We start from the raw sequence: 22,481 nt of genomic DNA on the forward strand, positions 1-22,481 counted from the left end.
GACCCCTTCCCTCGGCTGAGCCGAGGGAAGGGGTCCTTCACGCGCCACTGTAGGTACCTAAAACACTCACGACCTCAAAGTGCGGCGCCCACCAGCATGTAGCCCATCCCCAGTCCCATGACCACCCGGCACACCCACCGCGAGACCTGCCCGGCCCCGGTGGAGCCACGCGCCGCGGACACCCCGGCCCGCACCGCGTCCACCGCGAAATACGCCGCCACGGCGCCGAAAGCCAGGGAGAGCCAGAGCGCGGGAGCGACGGCAGCGGCTCCGGGGCCGGACATCACCAGCCACGGCCCGTGTGAGACCTCGCTGTGCGGCATGAACGTCACCATGAGCAGCATCGCCGCGGCGGACAACGCGTGATGCCCGCACGCCGTGTGCCCGGTCCGCCGCCCTCGCCACCACGAGACCGCGAACCAGCCCGCGGTCAGCGCGAGCACCGCCTGCCAGCCGGCGGCGGGAATGGGGCCGCCGACCGGGGACAGCATCGCGATCATGGCGACGACGAGCAGCAGTTCGGCGAGGTCGCCGTTGCGGACCGCCGAGCCGAGTTGTCCGTAGTCCAACCGGACGAGTCTCCGCACGCAGGGCAGGACGAGTACCGCGAACAGCACGGTCAGTGACCACGCGATAACAATTGGTCCAGACATGACACCTCCCGGCCGGTATTTCTCTCACCGTGGCAGGTACCGCTCTAGTACACCATCGGGCAAAGAGGTGATCTCATTCCCTCGTCAGTACGAGTCCGCTGGTCGGGACGCCGGTACCGGCGGTGACCAGTACCCGCGAAGCCCCCTCGACCTGGTTGACGGCGCTCCCGCGCAGCTGCCGGACCCCTTCGGCGATCCCGTTCATGCCGTGGATGTAGGCCTCGCCCAGCTGTCCGCCGTGCGGGTTGAGCGGCAGCTTCCCGTCGAGTTCCAAGGTGCCGCCGCCGATGAAGTCCTTGGCCTCGCCCTTCCCGCAGAAGCCCAGTTCTTCCAGCTGCATCAAGACATAAGGGGTGAAGTGGTCGTACAGCACCGCGAGGTCCATATCGCCGGGCCCCAGACCGGACTGCGCCCACAGCTGCCGTCCGACGACACCCATCTCGGGCAGCGCGGGCAGATCGTCGCGGTAGTAGCTGGTCATCACGTACTGGTCCGGACCACTCCCCTGTGCGGCCGCCGCGATCACGGCAGGCCGGTGCGCCAGGTCGCGCGCCCGTTCGACGCTGGTGATCACCAATGCGACCCCGCCGTCGCTCTCCTGGCAGCAGTCGAGCAGATGCAACGGTTCCGCCACCCAGCGGGACGCCTGATGGTCTTCGAGCGTGATCGGCTTGCCGTAGAACCACGCCTTCGGGTTCGTCGCGGCGCGGGCGCGGTCGACGACGGCCACCCGGCCGAAGTCCTCACTGGTCGCCCCGTACTCGTGCATGTAGCGCCGCGCGAGCATGGCGACCGTCGCGGCCGGGGTCGCGATCCCCATCGGGTAGTGGAACGCGTTGTCGACGCCGGAGGAGTTCACCTGCCCCGCCGCGGCCGGCGACACCTGCCCGAACCGCATCCCGGATCGCTCGTTGAACGCCCGGTACGCGACGACGACGTCCGCGACGCCGGTGGCCACGGCCATCGCGGCCTGTTGCACGGTCGCGGCCGCCGCCCCGCCGCCGTAGTGGATCCGGCTGAAGAACTTGAGTTCGGGGACACCGAGCTCCCGTGCCACCGCGATCTCACTGTTGCCGTCCATGGTGAAGGACACGAGTCCGTCCACATCGGACGCCGCAAGGCCCGCGTCGGCCAACGCCACCGACACCGCTTCCGCCGCCAACCGCAGCTCGCTGCGCCCGGAATCCTTGGAGAACTCCGTCGCACCGATCCCGGCGATCGCGGCCCGCCCGGACAACGTCATCACTCGCCTCCCAGCGTGAGCTCCACGGTCCCGGTCACATGCTCACCAAGACTGTCCACACCGGACACCGAGACCACCACGTCGTCACCGTCGCGTTCCAGTACCCGCCCGGTGAAGGTCAAGGTGTCGTAGGCGTAGCAGGGCACGCCGAGCCGGATCTTGATCGACCGCACGAACGCCTCCGGCCCGGCCCAGTCGGTCACGAACCGCTGCACGAGCCCGGTGTCGGTGAGGATGTTGAGGAAGATGTCCTTCGACCCGCGCCCGACGGCGGCGTCACGGTCATGGTGGACGTCCTGGAAGTCCCGGGTCGCCACGGCCGTGCTGACCACGAATGTCGGCGTGGCCTCGATCGTCAGCGGCGGCAACTCGGTGCCGGCCGAACAGTCCTTCATCGCGCGACCCTCCAAGCGGGCAACGTCAGTTCCTCGTCGACCTTCACGAAAGCGGCTTCCACCGGGAGTCCGATGTGGACAGATTCGGGATCGGCGTCGAGCAGTTCACCCATCACCCGGACGCCTTCCTCCAGTTCGACGAGCGCGACCACGAACGGCAGTTCCTTGCCGGGGACCGGCGGGTGGTGGTGCACCACGTAGCTGTAGACCGTGCCGCGCCCGCACGCGACGACGTGATCCGGCTTGGCGCCGAGGTCGCCGTCCGGCGGCATCGGACCGGGTGGATGCCGCAGGGTCTCACCCCACCGCTGGATCCGCAGTTCCCCTTCACGCAGTCCTGTCCAGAAGAACTCGGTGTCCTTGCTGATCACCGGCCGCAGCACCGGCGCGGACGCCTTGGCGGGTTCGGCACCCGGCGGGCGAAACTTCAGCACACGGAACACCATGTCGGCGACGGCCTCGTCGCCGACATACCAGGTCGTCTTCGTCGTCACGAACCAGCCTTCGCCCAGCGCGGTGCGTTTCGGCCCGACGACACTCTCCAGTTTCGCGGTCGCCTCCACCCGTTCGCCGTGCCGGAGATAGCGGAAATAGTTCTGTTCGGAGTTGGTCGCGACGACCGAGGTGAACCCGGCTTCGTCGAGGACCTCCATCATCGCGCCGAGTGGATCGTCCGACGCCCGCGTCCAGTGCAGCCCGCCCATCGTCCACACCTGTGCCATCGCGGGCGGCGCGACGAGTCCCTGGTGGACACTCTTGGCTGCGAACTCCTCGTCGACGTAGACCGGATTGCGGTCGCCGATGGCCTCGACCCAGTTGTTGACCATCGCCTGGTTGACCGCGTCGCGGGCGGCCCTCGGCGCGGATTCCCCTTGTGCGGCGACGCGTTCGGCCGCTTCCTGGATACTCATCGCGGCACCCTCGGCAGGCCGAGGCCGGCGGTGGCGATCAGCTCGCGCTGGATCTCGTTGACGCCGCCGCCGAAGGTCAGCACCAGATTGCGTTTGGCCACCACGTCCAGCCACAGTGCCAGTTCCGCGGTTTCGGTGTCGGCCTGATCGCCGTGCCGTGCCACGATCTCCTCCAGTCTCCTTGCCAGCCGCTGGATCCGTTCGGAGCCGATGATCTTGGTGGCCGAGGCGTCGGCCACCGCCACCGGCCCGGTCGCCGAGGACGCGGCGACCTGCCAGTTCAGCAGTTCGTTGACCCTCGCGGTCGCGAGTGCTTCCGCGAGCACGGCGCGGACGTCGGGCAGCTGCGACAGGGGGGTTCCGTCCGGTGTCTTCCGGGACGCGGCCCAGTCGCGGACGCGGTCGTGGAGCCCGCCGATGCGCCCGGCGGGGCCGAGCATGACGCGTTCGTGGTTGAGCTGCGTGGTGATCAGCCGCCAGCCCTCGTTCTCCTTGCCCACCAGCATGTCCGCGGGCACCCGGACGTCGGTGTAGTAGGTGGCGTTCACGTGGTGCGCGCCGTCGCAGGTGATGATCGGTGTCCACGAATAACCCGGGTCCCGGGTGTCCATGATGAGGATCGAGATCCCCTTGTGCTTCGGCGCGTCCGGCGCGGTCCGCACGGCGAGCCAGAGGTAGTCGGCGTCGTGACCACCGGTGGTGAAGGTCTTCTGTCCGTTGACGACGTACTCGTCGCCCTCGCGCACGGCGGTCGTCCGCAGCGACGCGAGGTCCGTGCCCGCGTCCGGTTCGGTGTACCCGATGGCGAAATGCACCTCACCCGCCAGGATCTTGGGCAGGAAGAAGGATTTCTGCGCCTCGGTACCGAAAGCCTGCAAGGTAGGCCCGACGGTCTGCAAGGTCACCGACGGCAGCTGGACATCGGCGCGAGCGGCCTCGTCGACGAACAGGTGCTGCTCGATCTCGCCGAAGCCCCGGCCGCCGTACTCTTCCGGCCAGCCGACGCCGAGCCGGCCGTCGCGGCCCATCCGCCGCACGATCTCGCGGTACACCGGGCCGTGCCGCTCGCGCAGCATCGCGCGTCGTTCTTCGGCACTCACCAGACCGGCGAAGTACTTCCGTAGTTCCGAGCGCAATTGTCGTTGCGCCGCGGTCAGTTCGATCAGCATCGTGTCACCCCGCCACCAGTTCGCCCAGCTCGGCCAGCCGATACGAGGCACCGCCGAGGGTTCGTCCGATATCCTTGACCGCCGACGAGAATCGGTGCAGTGGATAGGTTTCGTCCACGCCGATCCCGCCGTGCAGGTGATGGCAGACGGCCAGCGCCTCGGGCGCCTCCTCCGCCAGCCAGTACGCCGCGATGTCGAGTTCCGCTTTCGCGTCGAGCCCCGCCGCGAGCCGCCAGACCGCCGAACGCGCGGCCAGCTGGACGGTGCGTGAAGCCACGTAGACGTCCGCGATCTGTTGCGCCACCGCCTGGAACGCGGCCAGCGGGCGGCCGAACTGCTCGCGCTCGCCGATGTGTTTCGTGGTCAGCGCGAGCGCCCCGGCGACCAGCCCGTCGCCGAACGCGATCGTGCCCGCGAGCGCGAACCGGTGCAGCGTCGCGATCGACTCGCCGGGGCCGCGCCCGTTGAGGAGATCGGCGTCGGTGACGGTCACGGAATCCAGTGTCATCGTGTAGTCCGGTGTACCGGAGGAGGTTCTCGTCGGCGTCAGCGTCACACCGTCGGCTCGGGGGTCGATCAGGAAGACGCCGGTGCCGCCGGGCATCGAGACAGGCGTCAGGATCCGGGTGGCTTCCGCCGCGAAGGGCACGCCGACCTTCACCCCGCTCAGCCGCCAGTCCCCGGCCGACTCGGCCGCGGTGACGGGCCGGGTGGTGAACGGCGCGGACGGCTCGTGCAGTGCGGCCGTGAGCACCGATTCCCCCGCCGCGACCGGCGGCAGCAGGGCCGCGCGCTGATCCGGGCCACCCAGCGCCGCGACCGGCAGGACACCGAAGGCCAGCGACGCGACCGCGGGCGCCGTCGAGGCGACGCGGCCGAGTTCGGTCAGGACCAGCGCGACTTCGGCGACGCCGAGACCGTCACCGCCGAGTTCGGCCGGCAATGCCAGCGCGAGCAGACCGGCGTCGGCGAGCGCGCGCCAGGTCTCGGCGGGTTCGCGCTCCTTGCCGAGCACGCGCGCGGTCAGCGCGGTGACCTCGGTCTGCGTCTCGTCGAACTGGAAGTCCACACTGGCTCCTCACCGGGCCGGACGGGCACAATACTGAAACCTGTTCTAGTCTTATCCGGAAGGCGGCCGGACGGCAACCCCTCGAGAAACGGCGGCAGCGCATGGCAAGGACCCCGCTGAGCGGTGCGGGCCGGCACGCCACGCGGCGGCTGGTCACCGTGCCCGCGACCACGGACCTGCCGCGCCCCGAGCCGTTGTCGCTGTGAACCGGCCGATGCCGAGCGCGTCGGCCACCGCGATCACGTCGTCACGGCAGGCCATCGAATGCAGCAGGACGATCGCGGGTGCGTCGCGCGGACCGGTGTCGACCACGACGGTCGGACCCCGGCCGGGCCGGCCGGGCACGCGGCCCGCGTACTGCGGGCAAGTGAGTTCGCCCCCGCTCTGCCGGCGGCGGTCACTTCGGCGCACGCGCGGCTTTGAGCAGCTCTCCGAGAGCTTCCGGGAAGAGGTCGGCGAGCGGCCACAGATCGCCGGTGAGTTCGCGGGCCCCGAGCAGGCCGACGTCGACCCGGCCGGCGTTGGACAGCACGGTGACGTTGAGCCCGGCGCCGTGGAACACCGGCCCGAGCGGGTAGAGCCCGGTGATCTCGCAGCCCAGCAGGTAGAGCGGCATCGGCGGACCCGGCACAGTGGACACCACCAGGTTGTGCACCACCGGATGCCGTTCGGCGAGGCGCAGCGCCGAATAAGCGCGTACCGCGAGGCCGAACATGGTCGCCGCCGAGAATTGCGCCCAGTCTCCGAGCATGTCGGCGTCGATGTCGTAGTGGTGATCCTTGGACAGCCGGTTCGACTCCGCGAGCATGAACACGCGCGCGGCGGGATCCTCCAGATGGGTGGGCAGCGACGCGAAGAACGCCGAGACCTTGTTGCTGCCGTGTTCACGTTCGGTGCGTTCATGCACCGACACCGGCACAGTCGCCACCAGCGGATCCTCCGGCAGTTCACCCCGCTCCCGCAGGAATTGCCGCAGGGCACCGGAAACGACGGCGAGGACGACGTCGTTCACCGTCACCCCGAAGGTATTCTTCACCTGTTTGACCTCGTCGAGGTCGAGGGAGGCGTAGGCGACGCTGCGATGCGCGGTGATCGTCCCGTTGAACGAGGTGCGCGGCGCGGTGAACGGCACAGGCATTCCCTTGCCCTGCAACGCCTTCCCGAGCCATCTCGGCACGAGACCGAGCAGGTCGGGGAGCAGTTTCACCACCTCGGCCGGGCTCTTCACGAACGACGTCAGCCCCGCGCCGAGGAGTGCGCGCCTGCCCGGAACGCCCGCGTTGCGGCGTTCGTCCCGCGCGATCTCCGGCGGCGGGGCGTCCGGTTCGAGGCCGGCGAGATAGGTGATCAGGCTGGCGCCGCTGACACCGTCCACACTGGCGTGATGCATCTTCAGCAGGACCGCGATCCCGCCGTCCGCCAGGCCTTCGATGACGTGCAGCTGCCATAGCGGCTGCGAACGGTCCAGCCGTTGTCCCGCGATGTGGGCGCAGAGTTCGGCCAGTTCCCGCCGGTCCCCGGGCGCGGGTACGCCGATCCGGTGAACATGGGCTTCGAGATCGAAATCCTCGTCCTCGATCCACACCGGGTGGGTGAGGTTCCAGAGTGGATTGTGCAGCTTGCGCCGGAATGCCGGGATCAAGGCCACCCGTTCGGCCAGTTTCTCCTTGAAGCGCTCGAAATCGTAGCCGCCGGGCATGGTCGAACCGGCCAAGGTGAGCAGCCCGCACACGTGCAGGACCTGGGCCGGTGTCTCCAAATAGAGGAAACTCGCGTCCAGACCACTCAATCTCTGCATAAGTGTCACCCTAGGCGAACTCTGCAACCGGTTCTACGTCGTCACCCGGCGGTAGGATCGGTCCCCATGCAGCCGAGTTTCGTCCTCCGACAGGCACTCCAGCTCGCGCTCACCGCGAACGCGCTCAAACCGCCACGCGGCGCCAGGACGGCCGTTCCGGCGTTCTTCGCGGGCTGGCTCACGGGGGAACTCGCCCCGCATCTGCTCGCGCTGACCGCTGCCGACACCGCCGCACACGTCGCACGCCACGGGAGCAAATCGAGCAAGGCGGGCCTCACGCTGGCGGCCGCGTCGGCGGCCGGGCTCGGCACGCTGATCGCGCAGTCCCAGCGGGCTCGCGGCGAGATCGAGACCGCGCTCACCGAAGGCATCGGGACGGCCTACACCGAGGAGCTGGACCATCCGCCGAGCCCGACCGACCTCGCGACGCCGTGGGGCCAGCTGGCCATGCCGTTCCGTATGCGTGACCCGGAGGTGCGCCGCGAACGCGACATCGCCTACGCGCCCGGCGGCAAGCGGTTCCTGCTGGACGTCTACTCCCCGCGCGAGCCGGTCACCGGCGCGCCGATCCTGCTGCAAGTGCACGGCGGCGCGTGGGTGATCGGCAACAAGGACCAGCAGGGCCTGCCACTGATGCTGCATATGGCCAAACGCGGCTGGGTCTGCGTCGCGATCAACTACCCGCTCTCCCCCGCCGCCCGCTGGCCCGCGCACATCGTCGCGGCGAAGCGGGCGCTGGCCTGGATCCGGGAGAACGCCGGGTCCTACGGCGGCGACCCGTCGTTCGTCGCCGTCACCGGCGGCTCGGCGGGCGGGCATCTCGCGGCGCTGCTGGCACTGACCGCGAACGACCCGGCACTGCAGCCGGACTTCGCCGAGGCCGACACCAGCGTCCAGGCATGCATTCCGCACTACGGCGTGTACGACTTCGCCGCCACCACGGGTCACCGCTCCAGCAAGGAGCGTCTGAAGACACTGATCGCCCGGCACGTCTTCGCACCCGATAAGGACCCGGAACACTTCCTCGACGACTACATCGCCGCCTCGCCACTGGACCGGATCACCGACGACGCGCCACCGTTCTTCGTCATCCACGGCGTCCACGACTCACTGGTCCCGGTCGGCGAGGCCCGCGAGTTCGTGCGACGGCTCCGGGAGAAGTCGAAGCGCGAGGTCGCCTACGCGGAGATCTCCGGCGCACAGCACGCCTTCGACGTCTTCCCGTCGATCCGCAGCGCGCATGTGGTCCGCGGGGTGGAGCGGTTCCTGGAATGGTCGTATCGCACCTGGCGGCGCCGTCAGGGCGGGTAGGTCAGCGGCGATTCGGGTTATTGAGGGGTAAGCCAAACGTGCCGCCTCCGGGCGAGGTGGTGCCTGGGGTGGCGCGGCACCGCACCCGCGTGCTCAAGCACGCGAGTTACGTGCTCAAGCACGCGAGTCACGCCTTCAAGCACGTGAGATCCGTCTTTAAGCACGCGAGTTACGTTCCTGAGCACGCATGTTACGTTCCTGAGCACGCGAGTCACCCCTTCGCCCTGGCCGCCGACCCCGCGAACAAGTCGGTCGCAGCGAGCCCGGACACCACGCCACGTTTGGCTTACCCCTCAATAAAACACTCATTGCCACTCACGAGGCTCGAGGTCAGGGCGGGTAGATCACGTCCGTCGGTCGGGTGGACGGAGGACCGTCGACGCGCCAGCCCTCGCCGTCGCGCACGAAGCGGTACCAGCGTTCGTCACGGCCGTAGCGCAGTTGCAGGTCGCCCTGGGTGATCCGGTTCCGCCAGGTCCTCGGCTCCCCAGGCAGACCGGATTCGGCCAGATCCGCCTTGGCCCGCGCGAGCGGGGCCGCCGACGGCCGCCAGACCTCCCGGATCACCGCCACCCCGCCCCGGCCTGCCTCACGCCAGGCCTGCGCCCACAGAGCCAGGTCCTTCACCGGGACCTGCGCGGCGTCGGCGAGATCGGCGAGCGCGTCCGGCTCCCCGGTCGCCGCCCGGCGGGCCAAATCCTCCTGGAACGACAGTTCTTCCGGTACGCGTTCCGGCCCCATGACCAGCAGTTCCCAGGCCCGCGCGGCGGCGTCGGCGGCGAGTTCGGCGAAAGTGTCGCTGCTCCAGCCGGTGCGATGCGGCGGATCGACGTCGAGGACGGCGGGCGGCCCGACGGTGCCGGGGACCGCGAGCCGGGGCGGCAGTGCGGCGATCCGCCGGGTGTAGGCGCGTTTCGGATCCACGCCCGGCGCGGAGGGCGCGCGTACCCGCTTGCCGGGCGCGCTCGCGGGCGTCCGGCGTGCCCGCAACTCGGCGAGCACGGCCTCCCTCGGGCGGCCGCGCAGCAGGAACAGCACGAACGGATCGGCGTCGACCTCCTCCGCGACCAGGTAGTAGACCGCGGCGACGTGTTTGCACGGGTTCGCGCTGTCCGGGCACGAACACTTCGGCCGCAGATCACCGGGGCCGGGCAGCAGATCCGCCCCGGCGGCCCGCGCGTCTTCGGCCAGCTCACCGGGTAACTCGCCGTCGAGAAGGGCCGCGACGTGCCCGAGCCGGGAGCCGACCATGGCGAGCAGGTTCTCCCACTGCTTGTCGGCGAACGCCCGCATATGGATGGTCACCCGGTACGGAACCGCCCGGCTGCCCTGCACCCAGGCCGTCACCTCGCCGGTGCCGACCACCAGCTTGCTGACCGTGCCCTTGCGCGCGTACGTCCGGCCGCGCGGCAGGCGGTTCGGGTCGAGGCTGGCGCGGTCTTCCAGCGCCTCGACCCACGCCTTGCCCCACCACGTGTTGCCGAAGGTGCGCCGCTTCCGCCCGGTCGCGCCACGCATCAGGTCTCCCCGAGCCGGACGAGGTCGGCGAGTTCGTCGTCGGACAGGTCGGTGATCCAGTTCTCGCCCGCGCCGATGACCGAGTCGGCCAGCCCGCGTTTGGTCTCCAGCATCGTGGCGATGCGCTCTTCGAGCGTGCCCTCGGCGATCAGCCGGTGCACCTGGACCGGCCGGTCCTGCCCGATCCGGTACGCGCGGTCGGTCGCCTGGTCCTCCACCGCCGGATTCCACCAGCGGTCGTAGTGGATCACGTGGGTGGCCTTGGTCAGGTTGAGCCCAACACCACCCGCCTTGAGCGACAGCAGGAACACCGGCACCTCGCCGGCCTGGAACCGGGCGACCATGTCCTCGCGGTCCTTCGGTGTGCTCGACCCGGACAGCAGCATCGTCGGCAGCCCGCGTTCGGCCAGCCGCTTCTCCAGCAGACGGCACAGTTGGACGTATTGGCTGAACACGAGCACGCTGTCGCCCTCGTCGAGGATGACGTCGAGCAGTTCCTCGAAGGCGGCGAGTTTGCCGGAGCGGCCGTGCAGCACGCCGGGTTCCTTGAGGTATTGCGCCGGATGGTTGCAGATCTGCTTGAGCTCGGTGAGCAGTTTGAGCACTTGCCCGCGCCGGGCCGCCCCGTCCAGTTCACGGATCATCGCGAGGTTCTCCCGGACCACGGCCTCGTACAGCGTCGTCTGCTCGGCGGTGAGCGGGACGAACCGGTCGGTCTCGGTCTTGCGCGGCAGTTCGGGCGCGATATCCGGGTCGGTCTTCTTGCGGCGCAACAGGAACGGCCGCACGGTCGCGGCGAGCCGTTCGGTCGCCGCGGTGTCCCGGTCGCGTTCGATGGGGCGGGCGACCTTACGCCGGAACCCGTCGAGCGAGCCGAGCAGTCCCGGTGTCGTCCAGTCCACGATGGACCACAGTTCGGTGAGCCGGTTCTCCATCGGCGTCCCGGTGAGCGCGACCTTCGCGGCGGCCGGGATCTTCCGCAGTTCCTTGGCGGTGACCGAAAGCGGGTTCTTGACGTGCTGCGCCTCGTCGGCGGCGATCATCCCCCAGTTTACTTCGGACAGTGATGCGCGATCCCGGCGGAGGACGCCATACGTGGCGAGCACGACCTCGTCCGGCGCGACCTCGTCGAGATGCCGTCCGCCGCCGTGGAACCGGCGCACCGGGATGTCCGGGGCGAACCGGGCGAACTCGCGTTCCCAGTTGCCCAGCAGTGAAGTCGGGCAGAGGACGAGCGTGGGACCTTCCTGCTGCGGACGGCGATACAGATGGAGGGAGATGAGCTGGATCGTCTTGCCCAGCCCCATGTCGTCGGCGAGGCAGGCGCCGAGGCCGAGTCCGGTCATCGTCGCGAGCCACGACAGACCCGCCCGCTGATACGGCCGCAGGGTGGCCCGCAGCTCGGCGGGCTGCTCGATCGGTTCGGCGGCGGAGTCACGGATCCGCTGGAGCAGCCCCGTCAGCGCCGACGGGGCGGTGAACGCGATCTTCTCGCCGTCCAGCTCCAGTTCACCGGTGAGCGCGGCGGCCAGCGCCTCGGCGCCAGAGAGCTTCTTCGCCCGGTGAGCACGCACCTTCGCGATCAGGCGCGCGTCGACCTTGACCCACTTGCCACGCAACCGCACCAGCGGCCGTTTCGCCTCGGCGAGCGCGGTGACCTCGGCGTCGGTGAGTTCCTCGTCCCCGAGGCTCATCCGCCACCGGAACTGCAGGAGGCTCTTGAGCGTGAACTCGGGCCCGGTGACCTTGCCGGGCGTCTGCGTCGCACTCGCCTTGGCCTTGAGTTCGCCCGAGAAGAGGTCCTTCGGCCACTGCACTTCGATGCCGGCGCCACCCAGCGCAGCGTCGCCGTGTGTCAGCAGGTCGACGACCTCGTCGTACTCCAGTTCCAGCCCGGTCGGCGCGGCCGACCGCAGCATCCGGCCGAGTGGCGTCCACGCACGGGCACCTCTCCGCAGGCCGAGCAGCAACTGCGTCTCGACCTGCTCGCCCATCCGCTCCAGCACCGCGTCTGGCGCGTCCCACAGCGTCGCCGCCTCGACGATCAGGCTCGGATCCGCCGCGCTCCGCACGGCGAGGACGGCGGCGAAGGTGGGCTCTTCTTCAGGGTTTTCGGGCTCGTGGACCTCCATCCGCAGCACCAGATGGGCGCCGTGCGCCTGGCGGGCGCTCAATTCCGCGAGCCAAGCGGCACCGTCCGGCCCGACCAGCGTCGGCTCGGGTGACGCGAACGCCGGGCCGCCTGCCGAGACACTCGCGGCGGGCGTGCGCACCAGCACATCCGCTGTCGCGTCCCAGAGCGCCCGGATCAACGACTCCGGCGAATGCAGCCGGATCCGCTTCAGCCCGGACAACGGCAGCGCGTGCGCCTCGGGCGGCAGCGCGGCGGCTAGCCCGCGCAACTGCTCCTCGTCGGCGACGTCGAGCGGGCCGACCCGCCACGAATCCACCCCACCGGGTGAGGCCGCGGGCAGCAGCCTGCCGCGGGCGATGAGGTTCACCCCGGCCTCGACGGCGGCCGACCACGCCGCGATGGCCGGACTCAGCTCCCCTTCGGCCGTCAGCAGCCGGGGAATCGCGCATGACAACGGGACGAGCGCCGCGTCGACCTTCGTACGCCGGAAGACCTTTCCCACCGGCAGCACGAGTTCGATCGCGGTGTCACCCGCCACGCCGTCTCCCCAAAGCGCCAGCACTCCGTCCCGCGGGGGATCCGAGGGGACGAAGGTGGCTTGGGTTCCTGTTCCGAACTCCACGACCCGCACGCTAGAGGACGGGACCGACAGACGGCCTGCGGCCCGTGTCATGAAAGGGTCTTTCAGGACACAAAACGTCTTGAAAGACCCTTTCATGACACCTGGCGGGGCCGTGACAGGAACTTTCAGAGCACGCCCTTCAAGACCGCGGCAACCCCAGCAACCGTTCGGCCGTCAGCGACAGCAGCACCTGCGTGGTCCCGCCCGCGATGCTGAGACACCGCGTCAGCAGGAACTCGTGCTGCGCGGGATCACCGGCCACGAGCGCGTCCTCGCCAAGGCACTCCAGCGCGAATTCCGCCACCGCCTGCCGGTGCCGGACACCCAGCAGCTTCCGGACGCTCGACTCGGCGCCAGGGTCCTGGCCGTCGAGCCGCCGCAGCGTCGCCCGCAGGTCCAGCACCGAACACGCGCTCCCCTCCGCGATCAGCCCGCCGAGCCGGTCGGCGTCGGCGTCGGCACCGAGCGTGGCGAGCAGGTTTTCGACGCCCTCCCCCACCGCGGATCCGCTGCCGAGCGCGACGCGTTCGTTCGCCAGTGTCGTCCGCGCGAGCCGCCAGCCGCCGTCGACCTCGCCGACCACCCCGGCGTCCGGCACGAACACGTCGTCGAGGAAGACCTCGTTGAACACGGCGTCGCCGGTGATCTCGCGCAGCGGGCGGGTGCTGATCCCGCCGGTGGTCATGTCGACGAGGAAGTACGTGATGCCCCGATGTTTCGGCGCGTCCGGGTTCGTACGCGCGAGGCAGATCGCCCAATCGGCTTCCCGCGCCAGCGACGTCCACACCTTCTGGCCGTTCAGCAGCCAGCCGCCGTCGACGCGCCGCGCCGTCGTGCGGAGCGACGCGAGATCGGAGCCCGCTTCGGGCTCGCTGAACAGCTGGCACCAGGTGATCTCGCCGCGCAGGGTGGGCGCGGCGAAGCGTTCGCGTTGCTCCGGCGAGCCGTGTTCGAGCAACGTCGGAACCGCCCAGGACCCGATGACCAGGTCGGGACGGCGGATCCCGGCGTCGGCGAGCGCGGCGTCGATCCGCAGCTGCTCGGCGGCCGTCGCGCCCCGGCCGTAGGGCGCGGGCCAATGCGGCGCCAGCAGTCCCGAATCCGCCAGCGCGATCCGCCGTCCATGCTCGGGCAACGCGGCGATTTCACTGACCAGGTCACGAAGTCCGGCGTCTTCACCGACGTCGACACCCAACGTCCGGCGGTCACCGCGGACGGCGAGTTCGGCCGCGCGGCGACGCCAGCGTGCCGAGCCGCCGAGCCACTGTCGCAACGCCAGGGCACGCCGAAGATAGAGGTGCGCGTCATGCTCCCAGGTGAACCCGATACCGCCGAGGACTTGAACGCAGTCCTTCGCGTTGGCCACGGCCGCGTCGAGGGCATAAGCCGCCGCCGTGGCCGCCGCGAGCGGGTGCTGGGCCGGATCGTCGGCAGCCCTCGCCGCGTCCCACGCGAGCGCGTCGGTGGCTTCGGCCCGGCCCAGCATCTCCGCGCAGAGATGCTTGATCGCCTGGAATGACCCGATGGGACGACCGAATTGTTCCCGTACCTTCGCGTACTCGACGGCGGTCCGGAGACACCATCGGGCGATCCCGGCGGCTTCGGCGGCACCGAGTGTCGCGGCGTAAGTGTCGACGGGCAGCGACGGGAAAACCGCTTCGGGTGTCACGCTCGTGCACCGGACGCGGCCTGCCGGGCGGGAGACGTCGAACGGGTCACACTGCTCGATGTCCACACCGGACGCCCCGGGCGGAATGAGCGCGGAGACGTCGCCGGCGGACACCAGCAACCATGCCGACGGGTGAACGTCGAGCGCTGGTCCCGACTCTCCGTCGACGACCGAATCGACGACGAGGAAATCCGGGCCGAGTACGACGGTCAGCAGTTCGGTCCCGTCCGCCAGTCCGGGCAGGATTTCTTTGGCCGCTTGGGGAACCGTCGCGAGCAACGCGCCGCCTAACGCCGTCCCGAGTACGGGTCCTGGCACGAGTGCTTCGGCCGCCGCCGCGAGCCCCGCGGCGAGATCGGCGAGTGTCCCGCCCGCGCCCCCGACGTCCTCGGGAATCGCGACGCCGAACAAGCCGAGTTCCGCGAGCCCCGGCGGCGGCTCGGCCGTGTGGCCGGCACGGACGGCGTCGACCGGCCGGGCGGAGGCCGCCCACGCCCGGATCGACGCGGCCAGCGCCGCCTGTTCCTCGGTGATCGCGATCGACACTGGTGGGACCTCCTCGCGGTGACCTACCCGCGAGTGTAGAACGTGTTACAGTTTCTTGCCCAGTGGGTCGTGACTTGAACAGTTCGTCCGCTTAGGTACGCTACGCGGAGAAAGTGGAACAAGTTCCGAAGATCGGTTTGAAGGGGGCGTGGCGATGCCAGGGAAGGCCAAGGCACCCACGGGCGCGAAGGCGCGTAGTGGCAACGGTCTCTCCGCACTGAGCGGCGACGAACTCGGCTCCGCGGCACAACGCGACCGGCGCCGCCGCATCATCGACGCGACATTGACACTCGCCTCGAAGGGCGGATACGACGCCGTCCAGATGCGCGCCGTCGCCGAGAAGGCGGACGTCGCGCTCGGCACGCTGTACCGCTACTTTCCCTCGAAGATCCACCTGCTTGTTTCCGGGTTGGCCCGTGAATTCGAGCGCGCACAAGAGAAACTCGAACGCGCCACCATCCCCGGTGACACCCCGAGCGAGCGGCTGATGTTCGTCCTCGGCCGCAACACCCGGCTGATGCAACGCGACCCGCACCTGACCGAGGCCATGGTGCGTGCGTTCATGTTCGCCGACACCACCGCGGCCGCCGAGGTCGAACAGGTCGGACGGCTGATGGAGAACATGTTCGCCAAAGCCATGGGCATCGAGGACCCGACCGAGGCCGACCGCGACATCTTCCACGTCGTCGCCGACGTCTGGATGGCGAACCTGGTCGCCTGGGTGACGCGTCGCGCGTCGGCTGCCGACGTCGCGAACCGGCTGGAACTCTCGGTGCACCTGCTGCTGGACAAGAGCGTCTGACGCCCCCTGCCAGAGGCGAGACCGTGTTGCGAAGGCACCAATGCCATGAACGGCCCGTTACTCGCGAATTACGGGCCGTTCATGGCATTACGACCACCCCTCAAGCGGTCAGCTTAGGCAGCACATCCCGCCCGAAGGTCTCGATGAACTCGTCCTGGTTCCGCCCCACGTTGTGGACGTAGATCCGGTTGAACCCGGCGTCGACGTACTTCTGCAGTGCCGCGCGGTGCACGTCCGGATCGGACGAGACGACCATGCGGCCCTCGAAGTCCTCACGCCGCACCAGTTTCGCCATCTGCGCGAAGTCGAACGGCGAGCGGATGTCGGCCTTCGGGAACTTCATCCCGCCGTTGGGCCACTGGTCCATCGCGTTGGCCCACGCCGTCTCGTCGTCCTCGGCCCACGACAGGTGCACCTGCAGCAGCTTCGGCATCGTGTCCGGGTCCTTGCCCGCCTTGCGCGCGCCGGTGCCGAAGTTGTCGAGGATTCCCGCCAACTTCTCGATCGACGCACCCGGTGTGATCAGCCCGTCCGCGAGTTCGCCGGTCTTGCGCGAGGTGTACGGGCCCGCCGACGCGATGTAGATCGGCGGCGGCTCGTCCGGCAGCGTCCACAGACGAGTGGTGTGCAGTTTGAAGAACTCGCCGCTGTGCTTGACGTCCTTGCCGGTGAACAGCTTCCGGATGACCTCGAGCGCCTCGAACATCCGCCGGACGCGTTCGGGTGCTTCGGGCCAGTAGCCGCCGATGATGTGTTCGTTGAGTGCTTCGCCGGAGCCGATGCCGAGCCAGGTCCGGCCCGGGTAGGTCGCTTCCAGCGTCGCGGCGGCCTGGGCGACCATCGCCGGGTGCAGCCGGAACGACGGGCAGGTCACGCCCGGTCCGAGATCGCCGGTGGTGTTCTCCGCCAGCGAGGCGAGCACGCTCCATACGAAGGACGCTTCACCCTGCTGGGGGACCCAGGGCTGGAAGTGGTCGGCGGCCATCTGGCCGGAGAACCCGTGCTGTTCGGCCAGCGCCGCCAGCCGGATCGACTCACGCGGCGAGAACTGCTCGAGTGCCGCGGCCAAGCCGATTTGAACCTCAGTCACGCCTGCTGCTCCTTTCGAAAGCTCTCGGCGACCTTCGCGTACTGGTCGAGTCGCTCCAGTGTCGCCGCTTCCGGCTCGGTCGGCAGGAAGAACGTCGCCTCGTCGACGCCCCCGCTCACCAACGCACGCAGCGCGTCCTCCTCGGGAGAAGCACCGAAGGCGGAGAACTTGAGGCCGGTGCGACCCTGGTCGGCCAGCCACTGCCTTGCCTGACGAAGTTCCTCCGGCGGGGTGTGGGCGTGGGGCAGCCAGCCGTCGCCGTACGTGGCGATCCGCTGCATCGCCTTCTCCCCCGCACCACCGATGTAGATCGGCGGATGCGGCTTCTGGACCGGCTTCGGCCACGCGAAGATCGGATCGAAGTCGACGTGCTTGCCGTGGAACTCGGCCTCGTCCTTGGTCCAGATCTCCTTCAGCGCCGCGAGCTGCTCGTCGACCAGCGCACCCCGCGTCCGCGGATCCGTGCCGTGATTGCGCATTTCCTCCCGGTTCCAGCCGACGCCGACGCCGAAGACGAACCGTCCCCGCGAAACCAGGTCCAGCGAAGCGACCTCCTTCGCCGTGTGGATGACGTCGCGCTGCTGCAAGAGCGCGACACCCGTGCCCAGGATCAAGTTCGACGTGGCCCCGGCCGCCGCGGTCAGCGCGACGAACGGGTCCAAAGTCCGGTAGTACACGCGCGGCAGATCGCCGCCGCCCGGATACGGCGTCTCCCGGCTGACCGGGATATGCGAATGCTCCGCGATGTGCAGCGAGCTGAACCCGCGCTCCTCGGCGGCGGCGGCGAGGACGTCCGGCCTGATGCCTTCATCGGTGATGAAGGTGGCGATTCCGATCTCCATGTCCCGTAACTACCCGGCCACACCCCGCGATATTCCCGCACCGCTAGACGTTGCGGCGGTACTGGCCACCCACCTCGAAGAACGCCTCGGTGATCTGGCCGAGCGAGCACACCCGCGCCGCGTCCATCAGCACGCCGAACAGGTTCCCGCCCCGGGTCGCCGCCTCACGCAGCGTCTTGAGCGCGACCTGCGCGTCGGCGTGGTGCCGGTGCTGGAAGTCCTCCAGCCGTCGCAGCTGCGAAACCTTCTCGTCCTCGGTCGCCCGCGCGAGTTCGACCTCGACGTCGTCCTCGCCGCCGTTCGGGTTGCGGAAGGTGTTGACACCGATGATCGGCAGGGTGCCGTCATGCTTCTGGCGTTCGTAGAGGATCGACTCGTCCTGGATCTTGCCGCGCTGGTAGCCGGTCTCCATCGCGCCGAGCACGCCGCCGCGCTCCGAAATCCGGTCGAATTCCAGCAGGACGGCCTCTTCGACCAGCTCGGTCAGCTCGTCGATGATGAACGAGCCCTGCAACGGGTTCTCGTTCTTCGACAGGCCCCATTCCTTGTTGATGATCATCTGGATGGCCATCGCACGCCGCACCGAACTCTCCGACGGCGTCGTGATCGCCTCGTCGAAGGCGTTGGTGTGCAAGGAGTTGGCGTTGTCGTACAGCGCGCACAGCGCCTGCAGCGTGGTGCGGATGTCGTTGAAGCTCATCTCCTGCGCGTGCAGCGAACGCCCGGAGGTCTGCACGTGGTACTTGAGCTTCTGCGACCGCTCGTTGGCGCCGTAGCGCTCCCGCATCGCGACGGCCCAGATCCGGCGCGCGACCCGGCCCAGCACCGAGTACTCGGCGTCCATCCCGTTGGAGAAGAAGAACGACAGGTTCGGCGCGAAGTCGTCGATGCTCATCCCGCGCGCGAGGTAGCTCTCGACGTAGGTGAAACCGTTCGACAGGGTGAAGGCCAGCTGCGAGATCGGGTTCGCCCCGGCCTCGGCGATGTGATAGCCGGAGATCGACACCGAATAGAAGTTCCGGACGCCGTGCTCGATGAACCATTCCTGGATGTCGGCCATCATGCGCAGGCTGAACTCGGTGGAGAAGATGCAGGTGTTCTGCCCCTGGTCCTCCTTGAGGATGTCCGCCTGCACGGTGCCGCGGACGTTGCGCAGCGCCCATTCCCGCAGTTCGGCGGCCTCGGCTTCGGACGGCTCGCGGCCGTGCTCGGCCTTGAACGCCTCGACACGCTGGTCGATCGCGGTGTTGAGGAAGAACGCGAGGATCGTCGGCGCCGGGCCGTTGATCGTCATCGACACCGACGTGCTCGGCGACGTCAGGTCGAAGCCGCCGTAAAGTACCTCCATGTCCTCGAGCGTCGCGATGGAGACGCCGGACGTGCCGACCTTGCCGTAGATGTCGGGGCGGGTGTGCGGATCGTGCCCGTACAGCGTCACGGAGTCGAACGCGGTCGAAAGGCGCTTGGCCTCGGAATCGGCCGAGAGCAGCTTGAACCGCTTGTTCGTGCGGAACGGATCGCCCTCGCCGGCGAACATCCGCGCCGGGTCCTCGCCCTCGCGTTTGAACGGGAAAACACCGGCGGTGTAAGGAAAGTATCCAGGAAGGTGCTCACGACGCAGGAAGGAGAGCAGCTCGCCGGACTCGGTGTAACGCGGCAGGGCCACGCGCGGGACGCGGTTGCCGGAGAGCGTCTCGCGCCAGAGCTGGGTATGCAGTTCCTTGTCGCGGATCTTCACCACCAGCTCGTCCGCACGGTAGGACTCGGCGAGCTCTTGGAAACGCGACAGCAGATTTGCCGTCTCACCGTCCACATCGGACTCGGCGGCGGCGAGGAGCCCGTCGAGCGCGTCGGTGCTCGCGTCGACGGCGGCCAGCGCCTCCTTGGCGGCGGCGAGGTGTTCGTGCCGGCGCAGCGCGGCGACCTGCTGCTCGGTCTTGGCGTGATAGCCGCGGACGGTGTCGGAGATCTCCGCGAGATAGCGGGTCCGGTTGGCCGGGATGATCGTGCTGGCGTCGGTGGACACCTTGCCCTCGACCTTCGGGAGCACACCCGGCGAAACGGTCAGGCCGCGCTCGGCGAGGGTGTCACGCAGGTGCTGGTACAGCGCGGTGACGCCGTCGTCGTTGAACTTCGCGGCACTGGTGCCGTAAACCGGCATGTCCTCGGGCGAGGAGCTGAACGCCTCGCGGTTGCGGACGAGCTGGCGCGCGACGTCACGGCGGGCGTCCTCGGCGCCGCGACGCTCGAACTTGTTGATCGCCACCGCGTCGGCGAAGTCGAGCATGTCGATCTTCTCCAGCTGCGACGCCGCGCCGAACTCCGGCGTCATGACGTACAGCGACTGGTCCACGTAGTCGACGATGCCGGCGTCACCCTGGCCGATACCCGGGGTCTCGACGATCACCAGGTCGAAACCCGCGGCCTTGCAGGCAAGGATCGACTCCGAAAGCCCGGTGGGGATCTCGCCGCTGGTGGTCCGCGTGGCCAGCGAACGGAAGTAGACGGGGCTGCCGTCAAGGCAGTTCATCCGGATCCGGTCGCCGAGCAGCGCTCCCCCGCCCTTGCGGCGCGACGGGTCGACGGCCAGCACGGCGATGCGGAGCTTGTCCTCCTGATCCAGCCGGAACCGGCGGATCAGCTCGTCGGTGAGCGACGACTTGCCGGAACCACCCGTTCCGGTGATGCCGAGGACCGGCGTCGTCCGCGCCTTGGCGGCTTCGGCGATCTTGTCCAGCCATTCCTGCGGCAGTGCCTCACGCTGGAGCTGGGTGATGACGCGGGACAACGCGGGAATGTCGCCCGAAAGCAGTTTGTCCAGCGACCCGGGCGACTGCGCGGACAGGTCCGTGTCGCAGGCCTTGATCATCAGGTTGATCATGCCCGGGAGGCCCATCTCGTAGCCGTCTTCCGGCGAGAAGATCCGCGCGACGCCGCGTGAGTGCAGCAGGTCGATCTCCTCGCGGACGATGACGCCGCCCCCGCCGCCGAACACCTTGATATGCCCGGCGCCGCGCTCGTTCAGCAGCTCGACCAGGTAACTGAAGTATTCGACGTGCCCGCCCTGATAGGCGCTGATGGCCACGCCCTGGACGTCCTCGGCGATGGCCGCCGTGGCGACCTCGTCGACCGACCGGTTGTGCCCGAGGTGCACGACCTCCGCACCCTGCGACTGCAGGATGCGCCGCATGATGTTGATGGACGCGTCGTGCCCGTCGAAGAGACTCGACGCCGTCACGAAGCGAACTGGGTTCACGGGCCGGTGCAGGTCGCTGCTCATCCCTCCAAAATACTAGGACTTCCTACTATTTTAAACCCATCTACGCGCGTGACGGCGCTCTCACTCGTCCTTGACAGATCAACTCACACCAGTATATTCAACCAAATAGTTGAACAACCGAGTGATTGAGCAGAGATGACCACTGATCAGCTCAGCGCCACCTTCGCCGCGCTGGCGGACCCCACCCGCCGGGCCATCCTCGCCCGGCTCTCCGACGGCGAGGCCGGCGTCAACGAGCTGGCCGAACCGTTCGCGGTCAGCCTCCAGGCCGTCTCCAAACACCTGAAGGTCCTTGAGCGCGCGGGCCTGATCAGCCGGACCCGGACCGCGCAGTGGCGGCCCTGCAAGCTGGAAGCCGCCCCGCTCGGCGAGGTCTCCGACTGGGTCGAGCGGTACCGGCGTTTCTGGGAAGGCGGCTTCGACCGCATGGAACAGCATCTGGCGGAGCTCCAGAAGGGCGATCGAAATGACTGAGACCACGGCACTGCCGGAAATCGTCACGCAGGACCAATGGCAGGTCGCGCGTGACGCGTTGCTGGCCAAGGAAAAGGAACTCACCCGCGCCGCCGACGCGCTCGCCGCCGAACGGCGACGGCTGCCGATGGTCCGCTTCGACGGCGAGTACGAATTCGAGGGCCCGCAGGGCCGGGTCACGCTGCTGGACCTGTTCGAGGGACGGCGTCAGCTGATCGTCTACCACTTCATGCTCGCCCCCGGGCAGAAGGCTGGCTGCCCCGGGTGCTCGATGATCGTGGACAACATCGGCCACCTCGCGCACTTGCATGCCCGCGACACCACGCTGTACGTGGTCGCGCCGGCGACGCTGCCCGAAATCGAGCGGTACAAGGAGCGGATGGGCTGGACCGTCCCGTGGGTCTCGGCCGACGGCAGCGACTTCAACCCGGACTGCGGCATCGACGGCGGGTTCGGCATCAGCGTCTTCCTACGCGAAGGCGACGACGTGTTCCGGACGTATTTCACCACCGATCGCGGCGGGGACCAGCTGGTGGGGACGCTGCGGTACCTGGACCTGACGCCGCTCGGGCGGCAGGAGGCGTGGGAGGAGTCGGGCCGCGGGACCGATGGGCCGGGACATTGGTGGAAGCGGCACGACGAGTACTGAGCGCGCGGCACTGATCCGTCTTCAAGCACGCGAGTTACGCCTTCAAGCACGCAAGTTACGTCCTTGAGCACGCGAGTTACGCCTTCAAGCACGCGAGTTACGTCCTTGAGCACGCGAGTTACGCCTTCGCCCTGGCCGCCGACCCCGCGAACAAGCCGGTCACAGCGAGCCCAGGCACCACGCCACGATTGCCTTACCCCTCACTAGGACCCCTTGGGTTCACGGGGTCGTTGCAACACCGATTGTGGTCGGAGGTTGTGGTGGCGGGTCGTGTGCCGTTGGGGCGGGATGTGCGGGTGCGGTTCT

Annotated in this window: 18 protein-coding genes; 4 read left to right on the forward strand and 14 right to left on the reverse strand. The window is 68.8% G+C overall.

Going from position 1 to position 22,481, the window contains the following annotated elements:
- Nucleotides 1-74: 74 nt before the first annotated feature.
- From AB0M65_RS30505 to AB0M65_RS30540, 8 genes are all read right to left on the reverse strand, one after another.
- Nucleotides 75-653 (reverse strand): DUF5134 domain-containing protein, encoded by a 579-nt coding sequence (locus AB0M65_RS30505; RefSeq protein ID WP_364035158.1) that lies wholly within the window; start codon nucleotides 651-653, stop codon nucleotides 75-77.
- A 73-nt stretch (nucleotides 654-726) separates the two neighbouring features.
- Nucleotides 727-1,896, reverse strand: coding sequence for a lipid-transfer protein (locus tag AB0M65_RS30510; protein WP_364035161.1), 1,170 nt, complete (start codon nucleotides 1,894-1,896; stop codon nucleotides 727-729).
- Nucleotides 1,896-2,291 carry a MaoC family dehydratase gene (locus tag AB0M65_RS30515; protein ID WP_364035164.1) on the reverse strand — a complete coding sequence of 132 codons (396 nt, stop codon included), beginning with the start codon at nucleotides 2,289-2,291 and terminating at the stop codon, nucleotides 1,896-1,898. Before AB0M65_RS30515 ends, AB0M65_RS30510 begins: the two co-directional genes overlap by 1 nt.
- A complete protein-coding gene (locus AB0M65_RS30520; RefSeq protein WP_364035167.1) occupies nucleotides 2,288-3,202 on the reverse strand; it encodes an OB-fold domain-containing protein in 915 nt (304 codons plus the stop codon). Before AB0M65_RS30520 ends, AB0M65_RS30515 begins: the two co-directional genes overlap by 4 nt.
- Nucleotides 3,199-4,371: an acyl-CoA dehydrogenase family protein gene (locus tag AB0M65_RS30525; protein WP_364035170.1), complete on the reverse strand. Its 1,173-nt coding sequence runs from the start codon at nucleotides 4,369-4,371 to the stop codon at nucleotides 3,199-3,201. The genes AB0M65_RS30520 and AB0M65_RS30525 overlap by 4 nt, the downstream gene beginning before the upstream one ends.
- 4 nt (nucleotides 4,372-4,375) lie before the next feature.
- Nucleotides 4,376-5,440, reverse strand: a complete 1,065-nt coding sequence (locus AB0M65_RS30530; protein WP_364035173.1) for an acyl-CoA dehydrogenase family protein — start codon at nucleotides 5,438-5,440, stop codon at nucleotides 4,376-4,378.
- A gap of 153 nt (nucleotides 5,441-5,593) precedes the next feature.
- On the reverse strand, nucleotides 5,594-5,785 hold the full coding sequence (locus tag AB0M65_RS30535; protein ID WP_364035176.1) for a hypothetical protein: 192 nt from the start codon (nucleotides 5,783-5,785) through the stop codon (nucleotides 5,594-5,596).
- Between the two features lie 52 nt (nucleotides 5,786-5,837).
- A complete protein-coding gene (locus tag AB0M65_RS30540) occupies nucleotides 5,838-7,238 on the reverse strand; it encodes a wax ester/triacylglycerol synthase family O-acyltransferase (RefSeq protein ID WP_364035179.1) in 1,401 nt (466 codons plus the stop codon).
- A gap of 66 nt (nucleotides 7,239-7,304) precedes the next feature.
- Here AB0M65_RS30540 and AB0M65_RS30545 point away from each other — a divergent pair, with 66 nt between their 5' ends.
- On the forward strand, nucleotides 7,305-8,549 hold the full coding sequence (locus AB0M65_RS30545) for an alpha/beta hydrolase (RefSeq protein WP_364035182.1): 1,245 nt from the start codon (nucleotides 7,305-7,307) through the stop codon (nucleotides 8,547-8,549).
- Between the two features lie 330 nt (nucleotides 8,550-8,879).
- On the opposite strand, the gene AB0M65_RS30550 is transcribed toward AB0M65_RS30545, so the two are convergent.
- From AB0M65_RS30550 to AB0M65_RS30560, 3 genes are all read right to left on the reverse strand, one after another.
- Entirely contained in the window at nucleotides 8,880-10,067 is a 1,188-nt protein-coding gene (locus tag AB0M65_RS30550; RefSeq protein WP_364035185.1) for an SWIM zinc finger family protein, read from the reverse strand.
- On the reverse strand, nucleotides 10,067-12,832 hold the full coding sequence (locus AB0M65_RS30555; RefSeq protein WP_364035210.1) for a DEAD/DEAH box helicase: 2,766 nt from the start codon (nucleotides 12,830-12,832) through the stop codon (nucleotides 10,067-10,069). Before AB0M65_RS30555 ends, AB0M65_RS30550 begins: the two co-directional genes overlap by 1 nt.
- 130 nt (nucleotides 12,833-12,962) lie before the next feature.
- The gene (locus AB0M65_RS30560) at nucleotides 12,963-15,038 is read right to left on the reverse strand and encodes an acyl-CoA dehydrogenase (RefSeq protein WP_364035188.1); all 2,076 of its coding nucleotides are present in this window, start codon (nucleotides 15,036-15,038) and stop codon (nucleotides 12,963-12,965) included.
- Between the two features lie 154 nt (nucleotides 15,039-15,192).
- On the opposite strand from AB0M65_RS30560, the gene kstR reads away from it, so the two are divergent.
- Nucleotides 15,193-15,840, forward strand: a complete 648-nt coding sequence (kstR, locus tag AB0M65_RS30565) for a cholesterol catabolism transcriptional regulator KstR (protein ID WP_364035191.1) — start codon at nucleotides 15,193-15,195, stop codon at nucleotides 15,838-15,840.
- A 100-nt stretch (nucleotides 15,841-15,940) separates the two neighbouring features.
- Here the strand turns inward: kstR and AB0M65_RS30570 are convergent, their stop codons facing one another.
- From AB0M65_RS30570 to icmF, 3 genes are read right to left on the reverse strand one after another with little or no spacing between them, the layout of a single operon-like run.
- Complete coding sequence (locus AB0M65_RS30570; RefSeq protein WP_364035194.1) at nucleotides 15,941-16,930, reverse strand: TIGR03557 family F420-dependent LLM class oxidoreductase; 990 nt, start codon at nucleotides 16,928-16,930, stop codon at nucleotides 15,941-15,943.
- Entirely contained in the window at nucleotides 16,927-17,772 is an 846-nt protein-coding gene (locus AB0M65_RS30575) for an LLM class F420-dependent oxidoreductase (RefSeq protein ID WP_364035197.1), read from the reverse strand. The genes AB0M65_RS30570 and AB0M65_RS30575 overlap by 4 nt, the downstream gene beginning before the upstream one ends.
- Nucleotides 17,773-17,815: 43 nt before the next feature.
- The gene (gene icmF, locus AB0M65_RS30580; RefSeq protein ID WP_364035200.1) at nucleotides 17,816-21,052 is read right to left on the reverse strand and encodes a fused isobutyryl-CoA mutase/GTPase IcmF; all 3,237 of its coding nucleotides are present in this window, start codon (nucleotides 21,050-21,052) and stop codon (nucleotides 17,816-17,818) included.
- A 135-nt stretch (nucleotides 21,053-21,187) separates the two neighbouring features.
- Between icmF and AB0M65_RS30585 the strand changes: the two genes are divergently transcribed.
- Both AB0M65_RS30585 and AB0M65_RS30590 read left to right on the forward strand, forming a co-directional pair.
- Nucleotides 21,188-21,526, forward strand: a complete 339-nt coding sequence (locus tag AB0M65_RS30585; RefSeq protein ID WP_364035203.1) for a metalloregulator ArsR/SmtB family transcription factor — start codon at nucleotides 21,188-21,190, stop codon at nucleotides 21,524-21,526.
- Nucleotides 21,519-22,175, forward strand: coding sequence for a DUF899 domain-containing protein (locus tag AB0M65_RS30590; protein ID WP_364035207.1), 657 nt, complete (start codon nucleotides 21,519-21,521; stop codon nucleotides 22,173-22,175). The genes AB0M65_RS30585 and AB0M65_RS30590 overlap by 8 nt, the downstream gene beginning before the upstream one ends.
- Nucleotides 22,176-22,481 lie beyond the last annotated feature (306 nt).

This window comes from Amycolatopsis sp. NPDC051071 (assembly GCF_040682875.1).
Taxonomy (GTDB): domain Bacteria; phylum Actinomycetota; class Actinomycetes; order Mycobacteriales; family Pseudonocardiaceae; genus Amycolatopsis.

Excerpts from the sequence above, each read along its gene's own strand:
- AB0M65_RS30505 (WP_364035158.1), bottom strand. The coding sequence starts at position 653 with ATGTCTGGACCAATTGTTATCGCGTGGTCACTGACCGTGCTGTTCGCG.
- AB0M65_RS30510 (WP_364035161.1), bottom strand. The coding sequence starts at position 1,896 with ATGACGTTGTCCGGGCGGGCCGCGATCGCCGGGATCGGTGCGACGGAG.
- AB0M65_RS30515 (WP_364035164.1), bottom strand. The coding sequence starts at position 2,291 with ATGAAGGACTGTTCGGCCGGCACCGAGTTGCCGCCGCTGACGATCGAG.
- AB0M65_RS30520 (WP_364035167.1), bottom strand. The coding sequence starts at position 3,202 with ATGAGTATCCAGGAAGCGGCCGAACGCGTCGCCGCACAAGGGGAATCC.
- AB0M65_RS30525 (WP_364035170.1), bottom strand. The coding sequence starts at position 4,371 with ATGCTGATCGAACTGACCGCGGCGCAACGACAATTGCGCTCGGAACTA.
- AB0M65_RS30540 (WP_364035179.1), bottom strand. The coding sequence starts at position 7,238 with ATGCAGAGATTGAGTGGTCTGGACGCGAGTTTCCTCTATTTGGAGACA.
- AB0M65_RS30545 (WP_364035182.1), top strand. The coding sequence starts at position 7,305 with ATGCAGCCGAGTTTCGTCCTCCGACAGGCACTCCAGCTCGCGCTCACC.
- AB0M65_RS30550 (WP_364035185.1), bottom strand. The coding sequence starts at position 10,067 with ATGCGTGGCGCGACCGGGCGGAAGCGGCGCACCTTCGGCAACACGTGG.
- kstR (WP_364035191.1), top strand. The coding sequence starts at position 15,193 with ATGCCAGGGAAGGCCAAGGCACCCACGGGCGCGAAGGCGCGTAGTGGC.
- AB0M65_RS30575 (WP_364035197.1), bottom strand. The coding sequence starts at position 17,772 with ATGGAGATCGGAATCGCCACCTTCATCACCGATGAAGGCATCAGGCCG.
- icmF (WP_364035200.1), bottom strand. The coding sequence starts at position 21,052 with ATGAGCAGCGACCTGCACCGGCCCGTGAACCCAGTTCGCTTCGTGACG.
- AB0M65_RS30585 (WP_364035203.1), top strand. The coding sequence starts at position 21,188 with ATGACCACTGATCAGCTCAGCGCCACCTTCGCCGCGCTGGCGGACCCC.
- AB0M65_RS30590 (WP_364035207.1), top strand. The coding sequence starts at position 21,519 with ATGACTGAGACCACGGCACTGCCGGAAATCGTCACGCAGGACCAATGG.